The organism is Bacillus sp. 22190 (assembly GCF_052045575.1).
GTDB classification, from domain to species: Bacteria; Bacillota; Bacilli; order Bacillales; family Bacillaceae; genus Bacillus; species Bacillus altitudinis.
In genome coordinates this window covers 122,414-143,469 of sequence record NZ_JBQEPF010000001.1, presented here as the reverse complement: position 1 = coordinate 143,469, position 21,056 = coordinate 122,414, and the positions used below count along the sequence as shown (strand labels likewise).

Annotated in this window: 24 protein-coding genes and 5 pseudogenes; 1 reads left to right on the top strand and 28 read right to left on the bottom strand. The window is 38.1% G+C overall.

The genetic code is table 11. The annotated features are described in order from the left end of the window. The first annotated feature begins 239 nt into the window (after positions 1-239). Entirely contained in the window at positions 240-1,040 is an 801-nt protein-coding gene (locus tag ACTJKA_RS00780; protein ID WP_035702384.1) for an RsfA family transcriptional regulator, read from the top strand. A gap of 35 nt (positions 1,041-1,075) precedes the next feature. Here the strand turns inward: ACTJKA_RS00780 and ACTJKA_RS00775 are convergent, their stop codons facing one another. The 28 genes and pseudogenes from ACTJKA_RS00775 to pta form a co-directional block, all read right to left on the bottom strand. Next, complete coding sequence (locus ACTJKA_RS00775) at positions 1,076-1,309, bottom strand: DUF5970 family protein (protein WP_008343557.1); 234 nt, start codon at positions 1,307-1,309, stop codon at positions 1,076-1,078. Beyond that, a complete protein-coding gene (locus ACTJKA_RS00770; protein WP_345911300.1) occupies positions 1,306-3,582 on the bottom strand; it encodes a glycosyltransferase in 2,277 nt (758 codons plus the stop codon). The genes ACTJKA_RS00775 and ACTJKA_RS00770 overlap by 4 nt, the downstream gene beginning before the upstream one ends. Positions 3,583-3,685: 103 nt before the next feature. Next, positions 3,686-4,171, bottom strand: a complete 486-nt coding sequence (locus ACTJKA_RS00765; RefSeq protein WP_345911302.1) for a tetratricopeptide repeat protein — start codon at positions 4,169-4,171, stop codon at positions 3,686-3,688. 35 nt (positions 4,172-4,206) lie between these two features. Continuing rightward, positions 4,207-5,052, bottom strand: a complete 846-nt coding sequence (locus ACTJKA_RS00760; RefSeq protein ID WP_008343563.1) for a lipoate--protein ligase family protein — start codon at positions 5,050-5,052, stop codon at positions 4,207-4,209. 160 nt (positions 5,053-5,212) lie between these two features. Beyond that, entirely contained in the window at positions 5,213-5,605 is a 393-nt protein-coding gene (locus tag ACTJKA_RS00755) for an SMI1/KNR4 family protein (protein WP_265154602.1), read from the bottom strand. A 72-nt stretch (positions 5,606-5,677) separates the two neighbouring features. Beyond that, a pseudogene (locus ACTJKA_RS00750) lies at positions 5,678-5,949 on the bottom strand (hypothetical protein). Positions 5,950-6,165: 216 nt separating this feature from the next. Next, positions 6,166-6,495: pseudogene (locus ACTJKA_RS00745) on the bottom strand (hypothetical protein). Between the two features lie 44 nt (positions 6,496-6,539). Next, positions 6,540-6,911 (bottom strand): hypothetical protein, encoded by a 372-nt coding sequence (locus tag ACTJKA_RS00740; protein ID WP_268358389.1) that lies wholly within the window; start codon positions 6,909-6,911, stop codon positions 6,540-6,542. Positions 6,912-7,149: 238 nt separating this feature from the next. After that, on the bottom strand, positions 7,150-7,479 hold the full coding sequence (locus ACTJKA_RS00735; RefSeq protein ID WP_171465878.1) for a hypothetical protein: 330 nt from the start codon (positions 7,477-7,479) through the stop codon (positions 7,150-7,152). Further along, a complete protein-coding gene (locus ACTJKA_RS00730) occupies positions 7,479-7,970 on the bottom strand; it encodes a DUF2247 family protein (protein WP_268358348.1) in 492 nt (163 codons plus the stop codon). Before ACTJKA_RS00730 ends, ACTJKA_RS00735 begins: the two co-directional genes overlap by 1 nt. Positions 7,971-8,023: 53 nt before the next feature. Then, the gene (locus ACTJKA_RS00725; RefSeq protein ID WP_265154601.1) at positions 8,024-8,389 is read right to left on the bottom strand and encodes a hypothetical protein; all 366 of its coding nucleotides are present in this window, start codon (positions 8,387-8,389) and stop codon (positions 8,024-8,026) included. Between the two features lie 228 nt (positions 8,390-8,617). Next, entirely contained in the window at positions 8,618-8,806 is a 189-nt protein-coding gene (locus ACTJKA_RS00720) for an immunity 50 family protein (protein ID WP_265154600.1), read from the bottom strand. Positions 8,807-9,350: 544 nt separating this feature from the next. Continuing rightward, positions 9,351-9,794: an SMI1/KNR4 family protein gene (locus tag ACTJKA_RS00715; protein ID WP_171465881.1), complete on the bottom strand. Its 444-nt coding sequence runs from the start codon at positions 9,792-9,794 to the stop codon at positions 9,351-9,353. 251 nt (positions 9,795-10,045) lie between these two features. Beyond that, entirely contained in the window at positions 10,046-10,468 is a 423-nt protein-coding gene (locus ACTJKA_RS00710; protein ID WP_265154599.1) for an SMI1/KNR4 family protein, read from the bottom strand. Positions 10,469-10,476: 8 nt separating this feature from the next. Then, positions 10,477-11,146 (bottom strand): annotated as a pseudogene (locus ACTJKA_RS00705) (pre-toxin TG domain-containing protein); the annotation flags it as partial. A gap of 203 nt (positions 11,147-11,349) precedes the next feature. Then, on the bottom strand, positions 11,350-11,718 hold the full coding sequence (cdiI, locus tag ACTJKA_RS00700) for a ribonuclease toxin immunity protein CdiI (protein WP_008362291.1): 369 nt from the start codon (positions 11,716-11,718) through the stop codon (positions 11,350-11,352). A 15-nt stretch (positions 11,719-11,733) separates the two neighbouring features. Next, positions 11,734-13,542, bottom strand: a pseudogene (locus tag ACTJKA_RS00695) (T7SS effector LXG polymorphic toxin). An 84-nt stretch (positions 13,543-13,626) separates the two neighbouring features. After that, a complete protein-coding gene (locus ACTJKA_RS00690; RefSeq protein ID WP_268358343.1) occupies positions 13,627-13,950 on the bottom strand; it encodes a hypothetical protein in 324 nt (107 codons plus the stop codon). Between the two features lie 15 nt (positions 13,951-13,965). Further along, the gene (locus tag ACTJKA_RS00685) at positions 13,966-14,361 is read right to left on the bottom strand and encodes a CDI toxin immunity protein (protein ID WP_268358342.1); all 396 of its coding nucleotides are present in this window, start codon (positions 14,359-14,361) and stop codon (positions 13,966-13,968) included. Between the two features lie 11 nt (positions 14,362-14,372). Further along, positions 14,373-14,609 (bottom strand): annotated as a pseudogene (locus ACTJKA_RS00680) (T7SS effector LXG polymorphic toxin); the annotation flags it as partial. 68 nt (positions 14,610-14,677) lie between these two features. Continuing rightward, on the bottom strand, positions 14,678-14,956 hold the full coding sequence (locus ACTJKA_RS00675; RefSeq protein ID WP_008343583.1) for a YwqI/YxiC family protein: 279 nt from the start codon (positions 14,954-14,956) through the stop codon (positions 14,678-14,680). A 4-nt stretch (positions 14,957-14,960) separates the two neighbouring features. Next, positions 14,961-15,359, bottom strand: coding sequence for a YwqH-like family protein (locus ACTJKA_RS00670; protein WP_041507929.1), 399 nt, complete (start codon positions 15,357-15,359; stop codon positions 14,961-14,963). Positions 15,360-15,529: 170 nt separating this feature from the next. Further along, complete coding sequence (locus ACTJKA_RS00665) at positions 15,530-15,796, bottom strand: hypothetical protein (protein WP_116306403.1); 267 nt, start codon at positions 15,794-15,796, stop codon at positions 15,530-15,532. 13 nt (positions 15,797-15,809) lie between these two features. After that, complete coding sequence (locus tag ACTJKA_RS00660; protein WP_268358341.1) at positions 15,810-17,144, bottom strand: TRAP transporter large permease subunit; 1,335 nt, start codon at positions 17,142-17,144, stop codon at positions 15,810-15,812. A gap of 43 nt (positions 17,145-17,187) precedes the next feature. Continuing rightward, on the bottom strand, positions 17,188-18,066 hold the full coding sequence (locus ACTJKA_RS00655) for a DUF1932 domain-containing protein (RefSeq protein ID WP_268358339.1): 879 nt from the start codon (positions 18,064-18,066) through the stop codon (positions 17,188-17,190). An 11-nt stretch (positions 18,067-18,077) separates the two neighbouring features. Continuing rightward, complete coding sequence (locus ACTJKA_RS00650; protein WP_268358337.1) at positions 18,078-18,749, bottom strand: RraA family protein; 672 nt, start codon at positions 18,747-18,749, stop codon at positions 18,078-18,080. A gap of 141 nt (positions 18,750-18,890) precedes the next feature. Further along, positions 18,891-19,742: a MurR/RpiR family transcriptional regulator gene (locus ACTJKA_RS00645; RefSeq protein ID WP_041091375.1), complete on the bottom strand. Its 852-nt coding sequence runs from the start codon at positions 19,740-19,742 to the stop codon at positions 18,891-18,893. A gap of 136 nt (positions 19,743-19,878) precedes the next feature. Continuing rightward, positions 19,879-20,850 (bottom strand): phosphate acetyltransferase, encoded by a 972-nt coding sequence (gene pta / locus ACTJKA_RS00640; protein WP_345911323.1) that lies wholly within the window; start codon positions 20,848-20,850, stop codon positions 19,879-19,881. Positions 20,851-21,056 lie beyond the last annotated feature (206 nt).

Below are 21,056 nucleotides of genomic sequence, written 5' to 3'. Positions count from 1 at the left end.
CTTACGCTTCCTTTCAATGATGAAACTTCATTCTATATGAAACAGTTGGACAACTAAGAGTGAATAATATACCACCCAACATTGTACATCGAAGCGACTGGAGTTGCAAGAAGCATTGTCAGCACAGAGACGTATTCACATAAAAGCTAGTATTTTCCACTATCCTTTTAGCAAACTTGTATAAACCTTCTTCAACTTGGCTAATCTAATACCATCAAATCTTATGGGGGTTTAAACACATGTCAAAACAAAGACAAGATGCTTGGTCAGAGGAAAATGATCTCCTTCTGGCAGAAACCGTCTTACGTCACGTCAGAGAGGGCAGTACACAACTGAACGCATTTGAAGAAGTTGGAGACAAGCTAAACCGTACCTCAGCGGCATGCGGATTTAGATGGAATGCTGTCGTGAGGCATCAATATGAAAAAGCATTGGCACTTGCCAAAAAACAGCGTAAACAACGCATGCGTGCACTCGGCAATGGACAGCCTGCGAAAAAACGTTTGCTCTATCAGCCGCAAGTTGAAGAAACGATCACACAGGAAGAGTTCTCTCAAGAACTGGAACCTGCGCAAGAAGAAACATTTGCACCTGCAGCCGAAACAGCCGAACAGCTTCAGTTTGTGGATCAAAGCTACAATGAAGAGTTAGCTAGTTTATCACATTTATTGTCACAGGCTTCTCAAGTGACAGAGAAAAAGCCAGAAGCCAATCCATTTGGGCAGCGCCAAGAGTTAACCATTGAGGATATCATTGATTTCTTACGCCGCTATGAAGGCGATGGACAGCAATCCTCTGCCTTACGGATGGAAAATAGCCGGTTAAAACGAGAAAACAACGAACTTTCACATAAAGTCACGCAGCTAGAAGCTGAAGTGAAAAAGCTTGAAAAGGATCAGCTCACCATTCAAGAAGATTATGAAACACTCGTCAAAATCATGAACCGTGCAAGAAAACTAGTTTTGTTTGAAGAGGACGACAGTGCCGCACCAACCTTTAAAATGGACCGGAACGGCAACCTTGAAAAAATGGCAGAATAAGCAAAAAGTGCTCCCCACCTGCGGGAAGCACTTTTTTAAATATCCAAAAATAGCATCACACTAAAAAGGACATTGATCAAGAAGACGAACATAAAAATATACCTAACTTGCCTCACCTGAAAATCACCAAAGATAAAAATATAAAGCCCTGCGATACCAAGCGTCAGTACAGGCTGAAGAAACGGCACGAAAAGCGAAATGCCGTAGCCGGCTCCTATGATGACAGGAAGCCATAGTAAATAGAGGTAACCGCCATTTTTGGATTTCAAGAAACCACTCCCTCTCTTTCTTCTATCTGCTTGATTTCAGGCTGAACAAACTTGAGTCCAGCCATTGTACGTCTGCGTTTTTGTGATGTCCAAATCGCAATCGCCGGCTGATCCGTTAGAGATTCTGTGTCAATGGTGATCAGCACTTGCCCATTTAATTCAATTGAATCTTCAAACTCAATTTTGCACCCAGATAAACTGATATCATGTATGATCACCGGCACCTTCTCTTCTAGTCGGTCCTCATAGGCGATCGTGCCTGTCACACCTTGCAATGGCCTTCTCATCCATTTGCGCCGCAGAGCCTTTGGTACCTTCTCCGTTTCTCTTAAAAAGCGGAGAAACGTGCGAACAGCATGAGATTTTTTCTCACGATCCGTCACCGCTACATGCTCTCGTGTGAATAAGAAACGGATCAGTGATAAATACTCTGATTTTTTTGTGTCAGTAAAAGCAACACCAACCATCAGCTTGTCTCCCTCTGGATAGCTCCAAACCACGTCACACGCCACACTTTCATTCTCTGAAAAAAATAATTGCGTTTGTCCTTGATATAGAGAAGACGCTTTGTCCAATGGAATGGATAGACGTGCACCTGAATCACTCATATCTAGTAGAAAACAAGCCATCGACTGATCTTGATGATCAGAACGAAGATGCCCCTCTTTTTCAATGATAAATCGCTCTGATTTCCGATAACGCGGTCGATCAAACGCCACAAGCAGTGCCATGAATAAGCCTGCACCGTTATAAAGCACCCAAAAAATATTAATCAACATGAGATCAGCGTTCATCGTCCCATTTACCTTCACATCGTACCCTATTTTCACAAGGGCAAGCAATGAGAGCAGCAAGAAGAGCAGATGGGGAATCATCGTTTTCAGATGAAAATGCCTTTTGTCCGTTTGAATCCCCTTCGGTGTCACCAGAAATTCAACACGTTTTTTCAAGAACAGTTCACTGAGTGCCACACCAGCTAAATGGAATGCCATTGAACTTTCATAAATATGACTCCAAAACATACTTCTTTTTTGATTCGACACAAGTTTAAATGCTAAATACGAGCTAAAGAACGCCGGCAGCCAAAACATGAAAACGGACTGGAAATCTGCCCAGAAACTTTGAATACCAAACAATAAAAACAAAATCGGTGTGAGAATATAAATCATTTTAAACAAACCGTTAAACCAATACACAATGCCATCTAAATAAAGAACTCTCTGCATCAGCGTTAAGCCGCGCACCTTCAAAGGATTAAACTTACGGGCACACTGAATGTTCCCTCTCGACCAGCGATCTCTTTGCTTTAACAGATCAAGCCAGCTTTCAGGTGCCAGACCGACGGCTAATACTTCTCCGACAGACACAGATTTGAATTTCCCCTGGAGAAGCATTCCTGTTGCCATGTCTTCTGTAATCACTCCAGTCGCAAATCCGCCAATTTCATCTAATGCCGTTCTTCTAAAAACCGTATTACTCCCAACATACATGACGGCATTAAACCGATCCTTACCAGCTTGGAGAGTTTGCATGAAGAAGTCCTGCTCATTTGGAATTCGATCTTTCGAGAACATATTATATTGGAAAGGATCTTCGTTATAAAACGCCTGTGGAACTTGAACAAACGCAGTTGCCCCATCATGAAAATAGGGCACTGTTTTTTCTAAAAATGAAGGAAGAGGGACCATATCTGCATCAAGCGTCAGAATCAGCTCCCCATCCGTTTGAGACATTGCATGATTTAAATTACCTGCCTTAGCAAATCTGTTATCTGTTCTTGTCAGATAATGAACACCAAACTCAGAAGCAAGCTGCTCTACAACTTCCCTATTGCCATCATCACATAAATAAATTTGAACGCTTTCCTTCGGATAAGAGAGATTCAAACAACCTGCAACAGTGCGTTTCAGCACCTCAATCGGTTCATTATATGTAGCTATGAAAATATCAACTGTTGGCAGCCTGTCAAGATCACTGATCATGACTTGTTTCCGATTTGAAGGCTTCCAAACCAGTGTATAAAACACAAGCAGCTGGATAAACCCAATGCATTCACAGGCAACAAGCAAAATGCCCATGACAATATTAAAAGTACCTTCATGCGGCAATGTAAAGAAGAGGCGCCAGCAAATATAGGCAGCATTTGTTAACACACATAGCACAATGATGACTTTTTTCACAGTAGAGGCCATTGGCTGGATACGATATATCATATACAACAGAGACAACATACAAAGCATAAACAGCGGGTAATACGTGGTGATGAATGACAAAACATTTTCCTTCTTTCTTATGTCATAAAGGACTATCACATATAAAATGTCATAGCAAAGGAGGGGATTCTTTCATAACATTGCCCCTCCATTTCTATATAAATCATTTCCACAATCGATCTAACTGATTTGAATAAAAGTCAATGGCCTTTCGATAACTCAAAATAGCAGGATCGTTTGTCGTTTCAGTCAAACAGTTCAATAGTATTTCCATGGCTTTGCTATGTTCATTTAAATTATACAAAGTCATGGCATAAAACGTTTGAATGGCTTTATTATGCGGATAAGCTTCCATCGCATGGAGGAATATTTGTTTTGACTTTTCATATTCCCCTAAGGTTCTGTATGTACTTCCTAATCCTAAGAAAGCATCTTCTCTTTCTTCTGAAGACAAACCTAGTTCAAGGGTCCTCTCATAAAAAAAGACAGCTTGTTTTTCCTTCCCTAACACATCATAGCTCCAAGCACATTGATAGTGAATGGAGGCATGATCTGGATACTCTTCTACAAGACGGATGAGCATGTCATTGGATTCTTGAAGATGTCCACTTTCTCGAAGTTCAATCGCTTTCAGAAGTTTCGTTTCCATTACATCACCCCTATTTTTAAGATGGAAAGATGTGTTTACGAGAACACTTTCTCATTCCGCTCAATCATCCGTGTCATGTTTTTCTCAAACTCCAGTTGTTCCTCGGTGGTCAACCCTGAAGCGGTCAGTTGCTCGCTCAGCTTTTGAAGTTCTTCTAGTAAAAGACGCATGAGAAGCGCACAGTCAATGGGTTCTCCAGTTAATTCTGATAGGGATGCCATCGTATCAGGCTGTATATCAGGGAATACCGCTTTCACCTCATGCCGTTTATCCTTTAAGGCCGCCTCATAAAAACGGCGAATCAAATCAGCTCGTTCCCGGCCGCTTCCATCTGCACACAAATAGATCTGCACAGCGACCCCTCCGCGTAATCTACGCTGAGAAATGCCGGCAAATTTCTTTCCATTGATGCTTAGATCATAGCTGCCCGGACAATAAGATCCGACAATCTCATAAGCTTCAATGTCCACCTCATACAGCGACAGCATCCGGCGGATCAATTCCACCATCGCATCATATCCTCGGTCAATATCAATGCCCTTCTTTTGTTCCGCAAAGATTAAAGACACATTCAGTACGCCTTCATCCAGCACAACAGCAAGACCGCCTGAATTGCGCACAATGACGCGATATCCCTCTTTCGCAAGAAGCTTTACACCATCTTGGAGAAATGGAAGTCTTGTATCCTGAATCCCAAGAACGATCGTATTGTGGTGCACCCAAGAACGCGCTGTCGCTGGTGAGAGTCCTTTCCCGACCGACGCACAAAGCGTATCATCCATCGCAAAAGATTGCTTTGGGTCTACATAGAGACCAAGGCTCGATTGATCTATGATTCGCCATGTCGGCTGCGTCAATAACTCAATAGGTTCATTTTTCATGTCCTGCATATCCTCTCGTTCATAAACTGTGTTTATTATAACATGGAGGGAGAATGAGAGAGATCATCAAAAAAGCCCCATGACATTTGGTGTCACAGAGCGTTTTAACTGGAAGTTTAGTTTTTACTTTTCAGTGATTCTTGCATTCAAGATAGCGTGATCATTCAACGATACATCCCCTACGCACCCACTTCAGCAAATTGTCGGTCACCAACTCTGCATACTTAGGGTCCATCACACCAGCATCCACAATCCACACCTTTTCTTCCTCTTCAGCCAGACGCATGAGAAATATTTGTCCGCCGCTGTCGTCACCGATCGCCACATAGCCGCTTGCATACTGATAGACTTCCCTCGTTGCATTGCGCTCTGCAAGGTCCTCAGTGCCGTATAGAAGCACCCCACCGCCAATAGAACACCCATTTGTCTGTTTGAGTAAGGTCTTATAGGCATGAGGCAGCACCATATTTAATTGGGATTCTGCCTCTTTGATGTACAGATCACTTGCTGGTTTGTTCAGGTGATTGTTTGGGTTTTGAGGGAAATTGATCATGTTTGAGAGCCTCCTATACTCATAGTTCTTTTATACATTCGATTATCTTGAACTATAGACAAGCAGTCCAAACTAATACAGCATTTCTTTTAGTAAACTCTCCGCTTTATGTAGTTCATCTAGAAAGGGATTTAAATAGTCATTGTAACTATCCAAATAGGCTCTTACCCCGCCAGTGATTATGATTTTTGGATATCTTCATTGTTTTGAATGATCCGTTGTGCCTCCTCATATCTTTTGTATATTAATTGGAGAATACCTTGATTGATCTCTTGCGAATAATCTTTTTCTAGAATGTTTATTACAGTTTGGATTTGATTTTTTAGCTCTGCTTTTTTGTTCATAAAATCCCCTGCTTTTCAGATCGATCAATGGTACTTTACTTTGATTCATATGAATAGGGCGTTTTGATACATATACGTTACCATATTTCAGCTTAAACTGACCCAGTTACGAACCTTCAGAAATTATTTTACCAACGGTCAACTTTGAGCATTTCACTAACTCATCAATAAAAAGACCCTCTTACACGAGGGCTTGGATTTATAATTCGTCAATTGTTACTCATCGGTCAATTCCCATACGATTTGACCATCCACCAACATTTTATTTGGTGGATCATCATAAAGAGATATCTCAACTAAAGAGCTTTTCCCCTGGATTAACCAATCGTATACACTTCCACTGTTTTCATCGGGCTGAGATAGTATATCATATACTTGGAAAGCGGCAGCAATATATTCTGTAAAATGAATATCATCTTCATCTTACATATTGTTTGTTTCAAATACTGTATCTAGTCTCCCTAGAATCTTTAATCCACTTTTCCATTCCAATATCTCATCCCTTTTTTCATACTTTATTAATGTCCAAATTAAATAATCATACACTTATTTATCCCTTTCATCATTTACATTAATCACCACAACATCGTCTATTTTGTGCTTATAAATTCCAGACTAATTCTATCAACTTTTATTTCAACCGGTTTATCTTTCAATTTAAAAAAATTGGCAAAACACTCATCATCGTCAGTGAAAACTAAACCTGCGTCAATTTTACCTGCGTGTAACAGACCGCTTAAATAATAATCATACCCTGAACCAATGCGTTCTATTTCTTTCTTTTCTTCCAGAATTTCATGGATTATCAATTCATCTAATATAGTAAACCCGATGGCTACTTGATAACTTTTCCCCACTTTAATTTCATACGGACAAATAGAAATAAAACCTGTTAATTCTACACCGTTTATCTCAATAGTTGCTTCTTCCTCAATCAGAGGATTGAGTTTTTTATAAGACATTCGTATATCACAATATACCCTCACTTCCACCTAATGGATTCCTAGTTTAGATTATCCCACTTTCAGATCTTCAAGATACTTTATCGTCAAATGTAGAATTCACTAGAATGTCTCAGCAAAAAATATTTGCTTGATAGTCTTGATTAGCTCACCACAGATTTTTTCGAGAGGATATTATGTCACTAAACGCCATGCAAAGGTTTTGAGGCGAATTCATTACCTTTGAAGGCTTCCTCAATTATAAATACGAATCAAGGATTTCCACCCCTAGTTGTTTATAAAAATTCACTTTCAGTCTCTTTACTCCTTCTACATAGATAATCAAACTATTATCTTCTTTTTTTAAATTTGTTACATGATAAAAATCACCTGTAAACACGACTGAATCATTCCAGGTTAGACTTAGAGTGATCGTTTGTTGATATACATCCAAACAGAAAACCACTTGAAAATTTGTGTTGTCTTTATATATATAAATTAACTCTCCATCATCGATATTACCAGTTATACTCTCCGGTTCACTTTGAAAGAGTTCTAAAAGGTCAAATTCGTCATACTTGATCATCATTATACTTCCCCCTCACCATTAATCCGTTTTTTCTCATCCTCTAAAAATTCTTTAAGAAGTTCTTTTATCGTTTTTTTTGAATGGGAGGGATAATAATATATATTTGATATCCTTCTAAAAACTTCCTGCATGATGGTAGGTGTATGAAACATGAAAAAGACATTTTCAATTTCTTGAAAGGCATTTTCATCAGGAGTGCCATGATAGACCTCTCTTAAAATACTATATAACCACTTGTGATACTCTTTTGCTAAGGCTTCAGGAGAATGATCAGACACTACTTTTTCAAGTAAATCATCCACTTCGTCTTCTGTTATATCCCATGCTAAATCAAGGATGAATTTATGGTTTAGATGAGGATTACACTCCAAATATTCTACGGCATAATTTGTAACTTCTTCGGGAGAAATTAATTTGTATTGCCTTCCTATTAACAATGTATTCCAGTTACAATCTAACTGATTTCTTTTCAACATTTCAGTTTTATACATTTTATCTTTTCCCCGCCGGTTTGATCTAAAGTAAATACTTAACAATCACTATACTAATAAATATCTAATCTTTCACAACAAAAACTGATAAAATCACCATCTATTATATCTCCAGCTATTAACCTGTTATCTAATTCAAATAACAGGTTACCTAATTGTACTTTTCCGTCGTGTTTATCAATACATTCACCAACTAAACGATAACTAAAATGACCAACTGACTTTTCAATATGATAATCTCGTTGATCAACTTTCACAATATTTTGGGCATTTAAACAAAATATTGTTTCTATAAACTCATCCTCTCCTAATTGCTTGAATGGTTGTGCAAAACAACTTATGTCAAATTCTCCATCTGTTACAACTACTTCTGCTTCTAAAGCTTCTTGTGAAATCCAATTGACTCTTTTTACTTTCATTCTATACCCCTTTTCCTTATTAGGTAAAAAGTGAACTTGTCGTTATTTTAACTCAACCAATCGCATTCTCTTTCTTCATATCTTTTATAAACGATTCATATAACCGTTAATAGTTTGAATGAGACTAGTTTCTGCTTTTATTTTTGCAGTAATCTCTCCGATAATATCGATCTCAATTAACTCTTGATTAATCTTTATTATTTCGATATTTCTTCTATATGTATCTGACTATGTTTTTATTTCTAAATAATGGATATCAAAAATATCTATTTCAAGAGAAATTGAATTGTACCCTGAATCAGCCCATTTTACAGGTTGAGAATCCGCATAAAATGGCATATCAAATTTCAATGTTGCCTTTCTACCTTCTTCTTTAATAAAAATACCCTCTATACGTATATTCTCCAATTTCGACAATTCTTTATATAGAATTTTTTTTTCGTAACAACTCCTATTAATTTGAATCAATCATGCAAAATATTGCGCCTTGTTTAGTAAAGATTACTTCATGCGGGTTACCAATGGGAATCGTTTACATTTCTACAGATATGGAGAAAGCTATAACCTAAACAAACAAACTATCACTTTGTTTACTACTCATTGCCAAATATCCATATGATTTTACCATCTACTGAGATTTTACTTGTTGTATATTCATAGCGTGATAACTCGAACAATGTTTTTTCTTCAACTATCCAATAATATAAACTGTCGTATTCATTTTTGCTAGGAAGATTAATAATAAGTTGAACTTTAACTATAGCTGCAACATATTCTATAAAGTTGATATCATGAATTTCTAGACCATTATCTGTCTCAAAGACTGTGTCTAACTTAGCAATATTTTTTAGTCCATTTCCATATTATCTTTTTCACATTTTATTAATGTACCTATTAGAGAGTCATAACCCATTCACTTACATCCTTTTTGATTGTTAGAGGGTATCATATTTTAACGTTTTTATTCATCTATCAGCAAATTCAGATAATATTTATCATTCTCTTGGATTTTAATTAAAAATTCTTCCAAAGAATCAGCAATTTTGACATCATAATAGAAAACTGCGCTTCTATCGATCTCATTCAATTCAATTGACATCAAAGCTGTTTCATTTGCTTCAAAAAATATTAACTTATTATTTTCATATTTATCAAAGATTTCAATATCAGGATAGAATTCAAAATCATTAACTCTTAACCGAAAGTCTCTTACAGAATACGGGTCCATCAAACGATTAATATTATATTCCGAACCATTTATAAATCCATAACCTACTTCTAGATAAAAATGAATTAATTCCTTAGGTAACTTTAAATCAAGTTCTTTCTCTACATTCATTATTTCTTTTTCAATTACTGGGAAAAAGCTATTTTCTCTGTTGCTCTTAATTTGTTCATATCTCAATATTTTAAACTCCTCTACATGATGTATTAAATCTCCTGTTCATTTCAGTTGCTACTATTATTATTCAGAGAAGGAAATCATACCCTCACTTGTTAAAAAATCTTTTATTAACCTATATTTTACATCGTCTTCTGAATCGTTTTGTAAATTCGTTATTTCCCTCTCTTAAGTAGTTGATTTAAAAACTTGAAAAGCATTGCATAGTCAAAAAAGTTTTTTTATTCTCCCGCCTAATTGTGCCTAATCTTCAATTAAAGATAATATTCATTATTATTGAGAAACTTTTTGAAAAAATCCTCTAACGATTCAGCTATTTGAGTATCAAAATAATATACTGGGTTATTAACTAATTTTAAATCTAATGAAATATAAACACCTTCGTTTACTTCAAAAAAAATAAGTTTATTTTCATCATCAAAAAGTTCGTCTAAATCTGGATCAAATTCAAAAACACCTTCTCTTAATCTAATATCTGCTACTGTCCCTGGTCCCATAATTCTATTTATTGAGTTAGCACTTCGACCTTTAATAAAACCATAGCCAATTTCTAAATATAACTGTCTTAAATCATTTGGAAAACTTATACCCATTCTTTGTTCAGCTTTTAAAATATCATCTTCAGATACCTTATAAGTTTTATTTTCTAGTTCATTAATAAATTTAAAATTAGCCATATTCTATTTTACCTCCTTGGAAATAGTTTACCTGATGGAGCTCCCTTTCCATGTATCCCTGATTGATGTTCGTTAGGATATTTAGCCGGATGATTATTCCACCACTCATGAGCAGCCACTAAAGTTATTCTCTATGATATGATGAGCATCATACGGTTGACTAACCCTCCGAGCAACCTCTCCATTCTTATCAAGTACTTCTTCTGTACATCATGGCCACTTTTGTTTGGTTTTTTCTTCCCACTCTGCAATTAATTTATTTTTCAAGTTTGATGTAAATTTGCTTCTATGCTTAGCAATCTCTTTTGGTGTCAATTTTTCATAGTTTTTGTTTCTTAAGGCCTCTTTAATCAGATGAATTTGATCTTTATTAACCTTACGTCCAGTTTTAGCCTCTATATCCCTAAGATAAGCTTTTGCTAAATCTTTATTAAGTTCACGCGCACCTTTACCCGTCTTCTCAACTCTCTTCACCACATTCTTCCCTTGATCAATCTTAATGGCATATTTCCCGCCTTTAATGATTTTCATAAATGGGATAATAGAGGCTGCGGATAGGGCTTGGTCGGTGCTGCTAATATTTTTGATGGTTTCTGGGTCTTTGCCAGTAACGGCTCGGTAGCCGTCGTAGATGCCGCTGTATTCTAGGATGATGTTTTCAGCGGTTGAGACAACTTCACAGTGTAATTATGGGTTCGACGTTTTCACGCTTCCAAACACCTGCACATAAACTCATTTTATTTTGTTCAATCGTAATACATAATAAAAGGTACTTTGATACTCAATAGCATCAAAGTACCTCAAAATAAAATATGTTACTTTTAATTCCTCATGAACAAAGATTATATAGTGTAGCTCTTTTGCTTTTTAGGGAATTCAATTCATTTTCTTGATTGTTTTATATTATATTTCAGTTTAATTTTCTTCATATAGTTATCTATTTCTAACTTATTTTCTGGATGTCTAACTAAATAGAATTCTACAATTTCATCTAGATATTCATATAAAGTTTCATAATCTAATATTACTTCCTCGTCTTCTTGTACGGCAGGATAATCGAAATAAAAAGCTATTCCTTCTTCACCGAAATAATCTTCTTCCCATTCTTCATAATCGTCTGCAAAAACACACCATACATGTTCGATACCATACCCCTCTTTTTTCGAAAATTTATCCATAATTGTTAGGAACCTTTCGTCCCCCATTACTTGAAAGAAGTATTTTACAAGCTCTTTATTTTTATTTTTCAATGTTTTCACTCTCCATTACCTCAATGTTGGGAAGAAGTTTGTAATTTCTCCTGTAGCTTCATCAATATAACCTTCAAACTTCAGTCCGTTCTTAGAAGTTCCAGTAATTTTCCTACCTTCAATCTTTCCATTCTTCATCGCTTCTTCGCCCCACTGTAACATTTTCTTATCTGAAATCAACCTTGGATCATAAACTGTCTTTGGGGTACGAACTTTTTTTAGTTCACCGGGGATAATATTACCTTCTCTATTTAGAGCAGGTAAACCGTATTCAACCTCATATATTCCTTTAAATTTAGAATGCGGCTTTTTAGATATAATACATTTTTGTATATCCCAACCATTATCAATAAATACTTTTTCAAATTCTTGCATATTATGACCACCAACAATGCCTTTGTTTTTCTTTCTAACAACAGCTTCTACTTCTTTTAGGTGTTTTTTATACCCCATTTTAAATGTAGTAGCTTTATTCTTCCCCGTCTTCTCAACCCTCTTCACCACATTCTTCCCTTGATCACTCTTAAAGACATATTTCCCGCCTTTAATGATTTTCATAAATGGGATAATAGAGGCTGCGGATAGGGCTTGGTCGGTGCTGCTAATATTTTTGCTAGTTTCTGGGTCTTTACCAGTAACGGCTCGATAACCGTCATAGATTCCGCTGTATTCTAGGATGATGTTTTCGGTTGTTGAGACAACTTCACCGTCTAATATGCGTTTCGCATTGCCTCGGCTCCGGCTTTCTGGGATGTTGTCGACTTCTTCTATTCTTACTTCGCCGTTTGCGATATACGTTCGGATGATTTGTTTATTGGCGTAAACGGTGTATCGGCCGCCAATAAAATCAATGTTCGACGGATCTGTGACGACTTCATCAGCGATGTCGAATTCTTATAGCTTTTTGATGCCTTTTACGTTATATAGTTTACCATTTACGACCCTGATGTCTCTATGAATCTTGTTTTTCCCGTTCACAGCTTCCCTTTGCAATGTCGTAAGTGATGGATCGTTTGCTGTGATTTGTTTACTGATGTTTTTATGGGTGTCATTCCGAACAACCGTCTCCACATTCGCCTGTTGTTTCTCTTTCAGTTTCTTCAGCATGATTATCATCGGGTTTTCTTTCGTGTTGTCTATTTTGTCATTCAATCCGCTGATCGTGCTGTTCACTTTTTCTTCTTTTCCATCTTTGAAAATAGATCCTTTTTGATAGCTCGTGATGTCGATTTTTGGACTGGTGAACATGGTGCTTAGCGTGTTGATGTATTGCTTCATTGTTTGCAATGCACTTGTTGTTTCATTCATAGCACTTGTTTGTTCTCTGTCAAAGGCATGGAGCAGTCCAATGGTTCTGGATGTCTCAAGCCACGCTTTTTGATAGCTCTGTTGAAAAGCAGACTCGTCTACATGAGGCAAGTGAACGATATGACTGACCCTGCCGATCGCCTGGCTCACATCTGAAACAATGTCAGAAATCGCTCGCTCCGTTTTTTTTAAGCCTTGATCAAGTTCGTGTTCAATAAATGCTTGTGATATAAAGCCTTGCTGATTCGATTCAAGTTTATGAAGCGCCTGCTTTGTGTTTTTCAATGTAGCGCTATATTCCTCAATGATGACCTGATAGAATTGCAGGAAGGGAATATGGCATTCTGTATAAAAGGAGCGGATGGCTTGTCCCGCCTCTCCCTTTAGTGCGCCATCAAGTGAGATGATCTGTTGGATTTGTTTTTCTATGGAGCTAATCTGTTGTGATTGCTGTTTTAATGTATTCAGCGTTTGGTCAATTCCGTTTATTAGCGCAAAAGCATCAAGGGTTTTCATTGCGTTCTCCTTTATTTTCTTTTACTGCTGGAAGCAAGCGCCTTGTCCGTTTCAATCATGGTGTTCACCGCTCATATTAGATGTTTACTTAACGATACATTCAGGTGAAAATTTCACAAAAACAGGGTTTGTACCATCATCCATCATTCTTTTTAATTCCTTACCTAATGAATAATTAGAATCTGGTTCTGTTTGCAATACACAAACAATATTTCCACCCTCACCTTGAGTAAGACAGGTTAATTGTAAATATTCATTGTTATCATAAATAAAAGAAACGATGTAATCATAGAAATTACCTTCTAGGTTATCCTTATTTAATTCCTCCGTAAAAACTCTAACTACGGTTCCAGCCCAAATTTGAGTATCATTTTCAACTTCCTGAACAGATATCCAATCATTATTCATTTTTCTATTACATCCCTACTTTGATCCTACTTTCACTTCACCATCATGAAATATTTCAATAACATAACCAGAAGATGGTGAAAAAATCCATGTATCAAAACTGACTGCAGTAACATCATCTATAGCTTCAAAAACTTTATCTAAAGTAGATTGCATAATTGGTAACGTCCCTTCATCCCAAATGATATAAACAACATCATTATACTCATCCATTTTTTGATTTAAAAAGGATTGTATCTCATCCAACGTATTCACTTCAGCATAAGAAGATAAATTTTTCCATTCAATTTGCCCCCAATCAGAAAATGGAAATGAACTTTCAAAATGGCTTAATATTTTCTCCCTACTATTATCATATAAAACGTGTACATTCTCACCAAGTGCCTCAATACATTCTTCAAATAAACTCATATAAAATCTCCTTATCTATTCAGATGTTTTAATAAAGATTTAAAAGTACCTTCGTTACCTTCAAATGGTATAGCGATTTTCTTTGCATTAGCTCCTTTGCCATTACGAAAATCTTCAATATTTATATGTGGTCCCTTATTAGGATCATAATCTAATCTCCATCTTACTTTTCCGTCAGCAGACTGCCTACCAACAACTTTACCATACCCAGCACTCGACTTAAGCGTACCTGTATATGGTTGTGCATTGGGTCGGGTTATTACAGGAAGAGATCCAATAATAGGTGATAAAGTCGCAGGTATGGATCGTTTCTCCTTTATTTTCTTTTACTGCTGGAAGCAAGCGCCTTGTCCGTTTCGATCATGGTGTTCACCGCTTGTTCTGTTTGTACAAGTTGTTTCTGAAGAATGTCTATGTAGGATGTACTTAATTCGTTCAGCTGCTGATTGATTTTTTCTAGTGTGTCTGCCGTCAGGAGCTGATTTCTTCCTTTGATGGTTGTTGGAAGTGTTGCATTCATTTGAGCGCCTGATTGTTTTGCATGCTGTAATACTCGTTTGACCTGACTGGCATCTATTTTAATTTCTCTGCTCATGTGACTACCCTCTTTTTTCTTCCAGTTGTTTTTGCTTTTCTTTCTCTATTTTTCTTTCAACCGAATGAATTTCATGTTCTAATGAATGGATCTCTGATTTTAAGTCGCTGATTTTCTCATCAATTCGATTCAATAGATTGGTTAGCTGTACACTTTTTATCTCTTGACTGGCGGATGCCATCTCGTCTCGAATGTCATCAAACGTATCTGCGAGATGGCCAAACCATGTATGTGATGTCAGATCTGGATGAGTCATTTTCTTGTTAGCATCTGCCAGAGCAGACTTTGCTTCTTTTATTTCTTTTCGACACATGTTCAGTTCTATGATTTGTTCTTTTTTTATGGATATGTCTGCCTTTAACGAATACAAGGCTGTTGTATAACCGATGATAGCTCCAGACATCGTCAAACACCTCTATTCCTCAAATAGTCCTCCGTTATGTTACCATTTACTAGCACAAGAGGCATATGATTGAAAACGAATTCACTAAAAAATGAATCGTATGTATTGGGTTTTTATACCTAATTCACATAAAAAAGCTGAATCCTTCGATAGGATCCAGCTTTTGATACTTATTTTAAAGTTTCCGTGACTGATGATGAGCCATGATCGTTACATGCAGCGTCTTTCTTCTCAGGTATATAATGGAGTGAAAACCCGACAAGGCTAAAAAAGGCACTTAACACCAGTGTTGGGTTTTTAAATAGGTTCGTACTAGCAATGATCATATCTCCCTTTTGCAAGAGAATTCCTAGTATTTGACCGAATACCAACAACGTTCCTGACGTTAGAAATAGGACAAGCAGCACTTTAAATAAGAATTCCATCAATACTCTCATCTGTTTCTCCTTTCTATACGGGAAGTATCTCCATTCCAATGAGCCAGCCAATGCCAACGATCGGAAGCATATAATAGAGGATCAGTGGGATAAAGGTTTTTTCTGGTCTGGCCCCTGCTAGACCAGAAGCGATAAATATGGACCCTGATGCAGGCGGGGAAGCGCCTTCAGTTGATGAAAAAGCAAGAATGGCAACTACAGCCACAACTGGGTCCACTCCAACTGAGATTAAAGCTGAAAATGAGACAAGTCCAACTGCTGTTAATGTCGCTGTTGAAGATAGAGGGCCTGCCACCAGTGTGACAAGAACACCCACAATGAGCACCATGAGCCATTTCGGAATGGCAAGTACTGATGTGATTTGCGTCAAATCATCTGCGAGCCCTAATTCAGCAAGCACTTGACTAGCAGCCACTGCAAACAGCATCAAAGCTCCGATCGTTGTAAACTTAGGAATAGCCGACTTGAAAAACTGAGACCAATCAAGTGCAGACGCCTTTTTTCTTCCAATTGTTAGACTAATTAATATCATGAGAATCGGAATCCACGTAATTAAAGAAATTTGATCCATTGCCTCTGGTCCGATGTTTGGATTACTTTTTAAATAGTTTGCCAGAGGACCAATCGTGACAATGATAGGAATCAAGGCACCGAAAAAAATAAAGATCGACTTCCACCCTTGTTTTACAGCTTCCCAGAAAGGAAGAATATCATCTGGCGGCATGGCCTGAATTTTATTCTTTTTCACCAGGAGATACACCAAAATAAATCGGTATACGACTTGATACAGTCCTCCTATTAGAAGGGCAATATATAAATCTCCCTCAGATACAAGGGCCGCAACCGGGGCAAACCCAAGCATGATAAACATGGAAGAGTTCGGAGGCAGTGCCGCTCCAAGTCCGCCATTCCCTGCTAGAATCGTGGCCGTGTGGGTCCGGCTCCACCCGGATTTAATCATCCAAGAGGCGGTGATAGAGCCAGTCGCAGCTGTGTTTGCAGAATTTGAACCTGAAAGAGCGCCTAACACTGCTGAACCTAACGTACTCATATAAGCCGCTCCACCAGGAAGTTTCCCTACAACAGAATTCAAGATTCGTAAGAGTGCATGAATTAATTCCAACTTTTCGATTAAATAGGCCATGAATACAAATGCGACAGCTGCATAAAGCACCTCATACGTGGATGCAAATATTAAACCATCCCAGAAAAGTCTTAACGCATCCAATCCGCCAAATAATGTGGTTGCAATAAAGCCTAATAGCATGGCTTCTCCCATATTCCGCTTCACGACGACATTCCATATAATGATGACAGCTATGAACACAATCAACGCAATAAAACCCATATCGTTTCTTCGCCTCCCCTTTATTAAATAAAACGCTTACAATTCATTCCCCTTGCTGCATCACGTCAATGACTTCTTCCCAGCTAGCAGGTTTTACCCCGTCAAATCGTTCAGCAAAGTGAAAGTCTGCTAATTTCTCAAGCTTCTTTTGTGCTGCCCGAGACATACTGGCATCAATCTCTGCTTCATCTAGCATTTCAATAGAGCCAAGAAGCTCTACTGCCCGTCTTTTTGCATGCAATGCACTCCCTGTCACAAGACGATTCATGGTCTCTTCAAAACTTTTGCTATCGATTGTATCGCTTAGTGAAGAAATCACTTGATGTTCCACATTATATTTTTTGGAAATTTCCAAAAATTCAATCAAGAGACCGACAATCCCCTTCATATAAATGCTTCTGATTAGCTTTAGTGCCGAAGCATCTCCTGGCTGATCACTAATTTTTGTGATATTCATGCCATAAGCATTCATGACTTTCATGAATTGGTCAATTCCACTGCCGCTTGCCGTGATCGGAACCTTGTGTTTGTTGACTGGAAGAGACCCTAGCATGGCGGCATCTACAAATAGCGCTTCTTGCTTTTCAATTTCGTTTGCTACTTGTTTTTTGATGTCTGGTGTTGATGCCGATACATCTACATATAATTGATTCTTTTTCAAACTTCCCGATACAGATTGTGCCACTTCTAAGGTTTTATTCGCTGGTACAGCTGCAATCATAAGATCAGATTTCTCAATGAGTTCGCTAATACTGCTCGTTAATTGAACGCCTGTTTGCGATGCTTTTTCTTTCAACGAGCCAGCTAATTTCTCATTTTGTAATAGGACATCATACGCATAAAATTGATTTAATCCTTCTGTTTTCAATCCCGTTGACAGCTCATATGCCGCTTCACCATATCCGATAAAGCCTATTTTCATCACCGATTCCCCTATTCCTGAAATTTTTTCATTCTGCCTTCCAGCCATGCCGGTGCTAAGAGACTGATGTCTTGCTTTCCTTCGTCCATATACTGTTGAATCGTTTTTAATCTCTGATGTTCATACGCTTGTTTCTCTTCCGCTAGTGTCAGCAGGTGTTCCGCCTTTTCCTTTGGAACGATGACGACTCCATCATCGTCAGCAATGACTAAATCACCTGGGGCTACTTTGACACCGCCGCACGAGATGGTTTGATTCAATTCCCCAGGACCATCTTTATAAGGTCCGTTTGGCATAAATCCCTTACTGTAGATTGGCAAAGCCAGCTCCTCTAAAGCGAGTTTGTCGCGAACGAGCCCGTCAATCACGATTCCTTCTATTCCTACAGCCTTTGCTGAATGTGCCATCAATTCCCCTAAATAGGCATGACCCTTATGGTCTTTCCCGTCAACAATCAGTACATCTCCTTCTTTAGCAGAGTAGATCGCTTGATGAAGAAATAAATTATCCCCTGGCCGTAAGCTAACAGTAAAAGCTGTGCCGACTACATTCATGCCTTTCGCAACTGGTTTGATTTGATGATCCATCGCGCCAGTGCACCCCATTACGTCTGACAGCAAGGTCGAGTTAAGCTTTTTTGCCCTAGCGATAAGATCCTTCGACACGAAATGAACAGTACTCATTGTTTCCATCATCCCCTTTGAGTTATATTCATTACATTTATTTTTATTAAAGTAATATTTATTACTTTTGTGATATGATCATACCACCTCATTTTCAATTAGTAAAGCGCTTTCAAAAAATAAAAAATGAGTTCCACACGACTAATGTGTTGTGTGGTAACTCATTTTCGTTAACATATGATTGATTTGATCTAAACGTGGTTTTGTTCTTTCAGGATCATTCATCGCTAAGGCACTTAAAATGTAATCGACGATAAAGATAGCAGATACGACAGAGTTATGAGAGCCTACACTTGCTGAGGAACATGGTAATACATATTGTGCATATTTGGTTAGTGGAGAGCTGTAGCTGTCTGTGATTAAAAGCACTTCCACCCCATAAGACTTCGCTGCTTCCAACAAGTCCTTCATGCGTTTTGCATAACGCGGATAGCTGACCGCTATAATGAAATCACTAGAGTTGAAATGAACCAAATCATCCACCCAGTCGCTTTTGTCTGCATCAATGTATTGGCAATTCCCCAATAACCGATTGATTCCGAGTGACAGATACTCACCAACAGGTCTTCCACTTCGAACACTTGTACACAAAACGTGGCGTGCGCTGGCTATTTTCCCAACAATCTGCTGAAAGGTTTCTTCCGTGATATTGTCTAGTGCATACTGGATATTTTGAAATTGCAGTTCTACATGGTCATGCAGGAGCTTATTCTTATTTGAATGCTTGAGATTCGCTTCAAGTCTCGTTTGAGGGTCGGCTTTATGTTTCATAGCTGATTGAAGCTCTTTTTGGAATTCAGAAAAACCGGAATACCCCACAGCAGCAGAGAATCGCATGATCGTTGCTGTACTCGTCCCGACTTTTGACGCCAATTTATCGACAGTTAAAAAAGCGACTTCCATTGGATTTTGTACGATATAATCTGCAATTCTCCTCTGCGCATCGGTTAAAAATGCGACCTTATGCTGAAGTTTATATATTAAATCCTCCATTATAGCACCTGCCTATCCTATCGGCTTTATCTACGATTCGTGTTTTCTTTTCACCCTTTATTGTACACATTTGGACAAAATAAAAAAATAGCCAGCACGAATCTATCGTACTGACTGCTCTAGTCGAGATGCTATTTTATAGTGCTTGAGCTGCTGTAACCAGCGCAAGATTATAAACGTCTTCGGCATTACAGCCTCTTGAAAGATCGTTTACTGGCTGATTTAGACCTTGCAGGATTGGACCTACAGCTTCAAAGTTACCTAAGCGCTGGGCAATTTTGTAGCCAATATTTCCAGCTTCAAGGCTAGGGAAAACAAATACGCTAGCATCGCCCTTGATGACGGAATCTGGTGCTTTTTTCGCTGCCACTGAAGGAACGAAAGCTGCATCGAATTGGAACTCCCCATCAAGAACAAGCTCAGGTGCTTTTTCTTTTGCAATGCGAACCGCTTCAGACACTTTGTCTGTTTCGTCTGATTTTGCTGAGCCTTTTGTTGAGAAGCTAAGCATCGCCACACGTGGTTCAATGTCAAACATTTTTGCTGTGTTTGCACTTTCGATCGCAATTTCAGCAAGATCTTGGCTGTCTGGTGCAATGTTGATCGCACAATCAGCAAACACATATTGCTCTTCGCCGCGAGCCATAATGAAGACGCCAGAAGTTTTCTTTACGCCTTCTTTTGTTTTAATGATTTGAAGTGCTGGGCGCACTGTATCAGCAGTTGAGTGTGCTGCTCCGCTTACAAGGCCGTCTGCAAGACCTTTATACACAAGCATTGTACCGAAGTAGTTTTCATCCAGTAATGCTTTTCTCGCTTGCTCTTCTGTCGCTTTGCCTTTACGTCTTTCAACGAAAGCTTGCACAAGATCTTCAAAACCTTCATATGTATGAGGATCATACACGTCAACACCATCAAGTGTAAGACCTAATTCTTTTGCTTTTGCTTCTACTTCTTCTTTCTTACCTACAACAATTGGCTGCAATACTTTGCCATCTGCTAGTTTTTGAACGGCTGTTAGAATGCGTTCGTCCATTCCCTCAGGAAAAACGATCTTAACTCCTTTACCTGCAACCTTTTCCTGAACTGTTGAAAAAATATCTGCCACTTCAATACCCTCCTTGATTTTACAAAAAAAGCGTTCTCTTTTAAGCATACTCTTCTTCTACATAAATTCAAACTACCAACTTACATTATAGCGCTTACAATTTAAATTCTTATTTTTCAAACTAATTAAATCAATTTCTAGAAAAGCGTTTTCGTCGTTCAAGTTTTGATCACATCTTCATTTGGACAAACTATGTTATAGTTGGA

Coding starts and splice junctions, on each gene's coding strand:
- ACTJKA_RS00730 (WP_268358348.1), bottom strand. CDS start 7,970: ATGTATAAAACTGAAATGTTGAAAAGAAATCAGTTAGATTGTAACTGG.
- ACTJKA_RS00755 (WP_265154602.1), bottom strand. CDS start 5,605: ATGATCAATTTCCCTCAAAACCCAAACAATCACCTGAACAAACCAGCA.
- ACTJKA_RS00670 (WP_041507929.1), bottom strand. CDS start 15,359: ATGTCTGGAGCTATCATCGGTTATACAACAGCCTTGTATTCGTTAAAG.
- ACTJKA_RS00760 (WP_008343563.1), bottom strand. CDS start 5,052: ATGAAAAATGAACCTATTGAGTTATTGACGCAGCCGACATGGCGAATC.
- ACTJKA_RS00765 (WP_345911302.1), bottom strand. CDS start 4,171: ATGGAAACGAAACTTCTGAAAGCGATTGAACTTCGAGAAAGTGGACAT.
- ACTJKA_RS00690 (WP_268358343.1), bottom strand. CDS start 13,950: ATGAATAATGATTGGATATCTGTTCAGGAAGTTGAAAATGATACTCAA.
- ACTJKA_RS00675 (WP_008343583.1), bottom strand. CDS start 14,956: ATGAGCAGAGAAATTAAAATAGATGCCAGTCAGGTCAAACGAGTATTA.
- ACTJKA_RS00725 (WP_265154601.1), bottom strand. CDS start 8,389: ATGAAAGTAAAAAGAGTCAATTGGATTTCACAAGAAGCTTTAGAAGCA.
- ACTJKA_RS00740 (WP_268358389.1), bottom strand. CDS start 6,911: ATGTCTTATAAAAAACTCAATCCTCTGATTGAGGAAGAAGCAACTATT.
- ACTJKA_RS00660 (WP_268358341.1), bottom strand. CDS start 17,144: ATGGGTTTTATTGCGTTGATTGTGTTCATAGCTGTCATCATTATATGG.
- ACTJKA_RS00665 (WP_116306403.1), bottom strand. CDS start 15,796: ATGAGAGTATTGATGGAATTCTTATTTAAAGTGCTGCTTGTCCTATTT.
- ACTJKA_RS00645 (WP_041091375.1), bottom strand. CDS start 19,742: ATGGAGGATTTAATATATAAACTTCAGCATAAGGTCGCATTTTTAACC.
- ACTJKA_RS00650 (WP_268358337.1), bottom strand. CDS start 18,749: ATGAGTACTGTTCATTTCGTGTCGAAGGATCTTATCGCTAGGGCAAAA.
- ACTJKA_RS00685 (WP_268358342.1), bottom strand. CDS start 14,361: ATGAGTTTATTTGAAGAATGTATTGAGGCACTTGGTGAGAATGTACAC.
- ACTJKA_RS00780 (WP_035702384.1), top strand. CDS start 240: ATGTCAAAACAAAGACAAGATGCTTGGTCAGAGGAAAATGATCTCCTT.
- ACTJKA_RS00655 (WP_268358339.1), bottom strand. CDS start 18,066: ATGAAAATAGGCTTTATCGGATATGGTGAAGCGGCATATGAGCTGTCA.
- ACTJKA_RS00710 (WP_265154599.1), bottom strand. CDS start 10,468: ATGGCTAATTTTAAATTTATTAATGAACTAGAAAATAAAACTTATAAG.
- ACTJKA_RS00735 (WP_171465878.1), bottom strand. CDS start 7,479: ATGATGATCAAGTATGACGAATTTGACCTTTTAGAACTCTTTCAAAGT.